We start from the raw sequence: 5,138 nt of genomic DNA, 5'->3' as shown, positions 1-5,138 counted from the left end.
TAGTGGGGGACAACGTTTCGAAAGGAACGCTAATACCGCATACGTCCTACGGGAGAAAGCAGGGGACCTTCGGGCCTTGCGCTATCAGATGAGCCTAGGTCGGATTAGCTAGTTGGTGAGGTAATGGCTCACCAAGGCGACGATCCGTAACTGGTCTGAGAGGATGATCAGTCACACTGGAACTGAGACACGGTCCAGACTCCTACGGGAGGCAGCAGTGGGGAATATTGGACAATGGGCGAAAGCCTGATCCAGCCATGCCGCGTGTGTGAAGAAGGTCTTCGGATTGTAAAGCACTTTAAGTTGGGAGGAAGGGTTGTAGATTAATACTCTGCAATTTTGACGTTACCGACAGAATAAGCACCGGCTAACTCTGTGCCAGCAGCCGCGGTAATACAGAGGGTGCAAGCGTTAATCGGAATTACTGGGCGTAAAGCGCGCGTAGGTGGTTTGTTAAGTTGGATGTGAAATCCCCGGGCTCAACCTGGGAACTGCATCCAAAACTGGCAAGCTAGAGTATGGTAGAGGGTGGTGGAATTTCCTGTGTAGCGGTGAAATGCGTAGATATAGGAAGGAACACCAGTGGCGAAGGCGACCACCTGGACTGATACTGACACTGAGGTGCGAAAGCGTGGGGAGCAAACAGGATTAGATACCCTGGTAGTCCACGCCGTAAACGATGTCAACTAGCCGTTGGGAGCCTTGAGCTCTTAGTGGCGCAGCTAACGCATTAAGTTGACCGCCTGGGGAGTACGGCCGCAAGGTTAAAACTCAAATGAATTGACGGGGGCCCGCACAAGCGGTGGAGCATGTGGTTTAATTCGAAGCAACGCGAAGAACCTTACCAGGCCTTGACATCCAATGAACTTTCCAGAGATGGATTGGTGCCTTCGGGAACATTGAGACAGGTGCTGCATGGCTGTCGTCAGCTCGTGTCGTGAGATGTTGGGTTAAGTCCCGTAACGAGCGCAACCCTTGTCCTTAGTTACCAGCACGTAATGGTGGGCACTCTAAGGAGACTGCCGGTGACAAACCGGAGGAAGGTGGGGATGACGTCAAGTCATCATGGCCCTTACGGCCTGGGCTACACACGTGCTACAATGGTCGGTACAAAGGGTTGCCAAGCCGCGAGGTGGAGCTAATCCCATAAAACCGATCGTAGTCCGGATCGCAGTCTGCAACTCGACTGCGTGAAGTCGGAATCGCTAGTAATCGCGAATCAGAATGTCGCGGTGAATACGTTCCCGGGCCTTGTACACACCGCCCGTCACACCATGGGAGTGGGTTGCACCAGAAGTAGCTAGTCTAACCTTCGGGAGGACGGTTACCACGGTGTGATTCATGACTGGGGTGAAGTCGTAACAAGGTAGCCGTAGGGGAACCTGCGGCTGGATCACCTCCTTAATCGACGACATCAGCTGCTGCATGAGCTCCCACACGAATTGCTTGATTCATTGAAGAAGACGATAGAAGCAGCTTTAAGCTCCAAGCTGATAGCTCTGAGCTAACAGTTACAAGCTCGAAATTGGGTCTGTAGCTCAGTTGGTTAGAGCGCACCCCTGATAAGGGTGAGGTCGGCAGTTCGAATCTGCCCAGACCCACCAATTTTGTTATGGGGCCATAGCTCAGCTGGGAGAGCGCCTGCCTTGCACGCAGGAGGTCAGCGGTTCGATCCCGCTTGGCTCCACCATAAACTGCTTCGAAGTTTGAGAGTTTAGAAATGAATATTCGTACTGAATATTGATTTCTAGTCTTTTGATTAGATCGTTCTTTAAAAATTTGGGTATGTGATAGAAAGATAGACTGAACGTTACTTTCACTGGTAACGGATCAGGCTAAGGTAAAATTTGTGAGTTCTCTTAATTGAGAAATTCGAATTTTCGGCGAATGTCGTCTTCACAGTATAACCAGATTGCTTGGGGTTATATGGTCAAGTGAAGAAGCGCATACGGTGGATGCCTTGGCAGTCAGAGGCGATGAAAGACGTGGTAGCCTGCGAAAAGCTTCGGGGAGTCGGCAAACAGACTTTGATCCGGAGATGTCTGAATGGGGGAACCCAGCCATCATAAGATGGTTATCTTGTACTGAATACATAGGTGCAAGAGGCGAACCAGGGGAACTGAAACATCTAAGTACCCTGAGGAAAAGAAATCAACCGAGATTCCCTTAGTAGTGGCGAGCGAACGGGGACTAGCCCTTAAGTGGCTTTGAGATTAGCGGAACGCTCTGGAAAGTGCGGCCATAGTGGGTGATAGCCCTGTACGCGAAAATCTCTTAGTCATGAAATCGAGTAGGACGGAGCACGAGAAACTTTGTCTGAATATGGGGGGACCATCCTCCAAGGCTAAATACTACTGACTGACCGATAGTGAACTAGTACCGTGAGGGAAAGGCGAAAAGAACCCCGGAGAGGGGAGTGAAATAGATCCTGAAACCGTATGCGTACAAGCAGTGGGAGCAGACTTTGTTCTGTGACTGCGTACCTTTTGTATAATGGGTCAGCGACTTATTTTCAGTGGCGAGCTTAACCGAATAGGGGAGGCGTAGCGAAAGCGAGTCTTAATAGGGCGTCTAGTCGCTGGGAATAGACCCGAAACCGGGCGATCTATCCATGGGCAGGTTGAAGGTTAGGTAACACTGACTGGAGGACCGAACCGACTACCGTTGAAAAGTTAGCGGATGACCTGTGGATCGGAGTGAAAGGCTAATCAAGCTCGGAGATAGCTGGTTCTCCTCGAAAGCTATTTAGGTAGCGCCTCATGTATCACTGTAGGGGGTAGAGCACTGTTTCGGCTAGGGGGTCATCCCGACTTACCAAACCGATGCAAACTCCGAATACCTACAAGTGCCGAGCATGGGAGACACACGGCGGGTGCTAACGTCCGTCGTGAAAAGGGAAACAACCCAGACCGTCAGCTAAGGTCCCAAAGTTATGGTTAAGTGGGAAACGATGTGGGAAGGCTTAGACAGCTAGGAGGTTGGCTTAGAAGCAGCCACCCTTTAAAGAAAGCGTAATAGCTCACTAGTCGAGTCGGCCTGCGCGGAAGATGTAACGGGGCTCAAACCATACACCGAAGCTACGGGTATCACCTTCGGGTGATGCGGTAGAGGAGCGTTCTGTAAGCCTGTGAAGGTGAGTTGAGAAGCTTGCTGGAGGTATCAGAAGTGCGAATGCTGACATGAGTAACGACAATGGGTGTGAAAAACACCCACGCCGAAAGACCAAGGTTTCCTGCGCAACGTTAATCGACGCAGGGTTAGTCGGTCCCTAAGGCGAGGCTGAAAAGCGTAGTCGATGGAAAACAGGTTAATATTCCTGTACTTCTGGTTATTGCGATGGAGGGACGGAGAAGGCTAGGCCAGCTTGGCGTTGGTTGTCCAAGTTTAAGGTGGTAGGCTGAGATCTTAGGTAAATCCGGGATCTTAAGGCCGAGAGCTGATGACGAGTTACCCTTTGGGTGACGAAGTGGTTGATGCCATGCTTCCAAGAAAAGCTTCTAAGCTTCAGGTAACCAGGAACCGTACCCCAAACCGACACAGGTGGTTGGGTAGAGAATACCAAGGCGCTTGAGAGAACTCGGGTGAAGGAACTAGGCAAAATGGCACCGTAACTTCGGGAGAAGGTGCGCCGGTGAGGGTGAAGGACTTGCTCCGTAAGCTCATGCCGGTCGAAGATACCAGGCCGCTGCGACTGTTTATTAAAAACACAGCACTCTGCAAACACGAAAGTGGACGTATAGGGTGTGACGCCTGCCCGGTGCCGGAAGGTTAATTGATGGGGTTAGCTAACGCGAAGCTCTTGATCGAAGCCCCGGTAAACGGCGGCCGTAACTATAACGGTCCTAAGGTAGCGAAATTCCTTGTCGGGTAAGTTCCGACCTGCACGAATGGCGTAACGATGGCGGCGCTGTCTCCACCCGAGACTCAGTGAAATTGAAATCGCTGTGAAGATGCAGTGTATCCGCGGCTAGACGGAAAGACCCCGTGAACCTTTACTATAGCTTTGCACTGGACTTTGAATTTGCTTGTGTAGGATAGGTGGGAGGCTTTGAAGCGTGGACGCCAGTTCGCGTGGAGCCATCCTTGAAATACCACCCTGGCAACTTTGAGGTTCTAACTCAGGTCCGTTATCCGGATCGAGGACAGTGTATGGTGGGTAGTTTGACTGGGGCGGTCTCCTCCTAAAGAGTAACGGAGGAGTACGAAGGTGCGCTCAGACCGGTCGGAAATCGGTCGTAGAGTATAAAGGCAAAAGCGCGCTTGACTGCGAGACAGACACGTCGAGCAGGTACGAAAGTAGGTCTTAGTGATCCGGTGGTTCTGTATGGAAGGGCCATCGCTCAACGGATAAAAGGTACTCCGGGGATAACAGGCTGATACCGCCCAAGAGTTCATATCGACGGCGGTGTTTGGCACCTCGATGTCGGCTCATCACATCCTGGGGCTGAAGCCGGTCCCAAGGGTATGGCTGTTCGCCATTTAAAGTGGTACGCGAGCTGGGTTTAGAACGTCGTGAGACAGTTCGGTCCCTATCTGCCGTGGACGTTTGAGATTTGAGAGGGGCTGCTCCTAGTACGAGAGGACCGGAGTGGACGAACCTCTGGTGTTCCGGTTGTCACGCCAGTGGCATTGCCGGGTAGCTATGTTCGGGAAAGATAACCGCTGAAAGCATCTAAGCGGGAAACTTGCCTCAAGATGAGATCTCACTGGAACCTTGAGTTCCCTGAAGGGCCGTCGAAGACTACGACGTTGATAGGTTGGGTGTGTAAGCGCTGTGAGGCGTTGAGCTAACCAATACTAATTGCCCGTGAGGCTTGACCATATAACACCCAAGCAATTTGCTGACCTGAAAAGGCACCAGATTGCGGTGTGTGAAGACGAAACGAACCGAAAGTTCGAAATTCACAAACACCTAGCTGTCACATACCCAATTTGCTGAAGCGAGGCCGTCTGGTCCCGAGTCAGTACCCGAATTTCTTGACGACCATAGAGCGTTGGAACCACCTGATCCCATCCCGAACTCAGCAGTGAAACGATGCATCGCCGATGGTAGTGTGGGGTTTCCCCATGTGAGAGTAGGTCATCGTCAAGATTAAATTCCGAAACCCCAATTGCGAAAGCAGTTGGGGTTTTGTTTT

At 51.4% G+C, this 5,138-nt stretch carries 2 tRNA genes and 3 rRNA genes; all 5 read left to right on the top strand.

What is annotated here, in order from left to right:
- A 16S ribosomal RNA gene (locus tag AC0Z5Z_RS26615) occupies positions 1-1,404 on the top strand; the annotation flags it as partial.
- Between the two features lie 123 nt (positions 1,405-1,527).
- Positions 1,528-1,604: transfer RNA gene (locus tag AC0Z5Z_RS26610), tRNA-Ile, on the top strand.
- A gap of 10 nt (positions 1,605-1,614) precedes the next feature.
- Positions 1,615-1,690 (top strand) — tRNA-Ala (locus AC0Z5Z_RS26605).
- 238 nt (positions 1,691-1,928) lie between these two features.
- Positions 1,929-4,822, top strand: a 23S ribosomal RNA gene (locus AC0Z5Z_RS26600).
- A 154-nt stretch (positions 4,823-4,976) separates the two neighbouring features.
- Positions 4,977-5,092: ribosomal RNA gene (gene rrf / locus AC0Z5Z_RS26595) — 5S ribosomal RNA — on the top strand.
- Positions 5,093-5,138 lie beyond the last annotated feature (46 nt).

The organism is Pseudomonas sp. 1L-E-NC-VB-C3 (assembly GCF_057291535.1).
The sequence above is the reverse complement of the archived record's forward strand: the minus strand, read 5'-3'. Positions and strand labels throughout refer to the sequence as shown.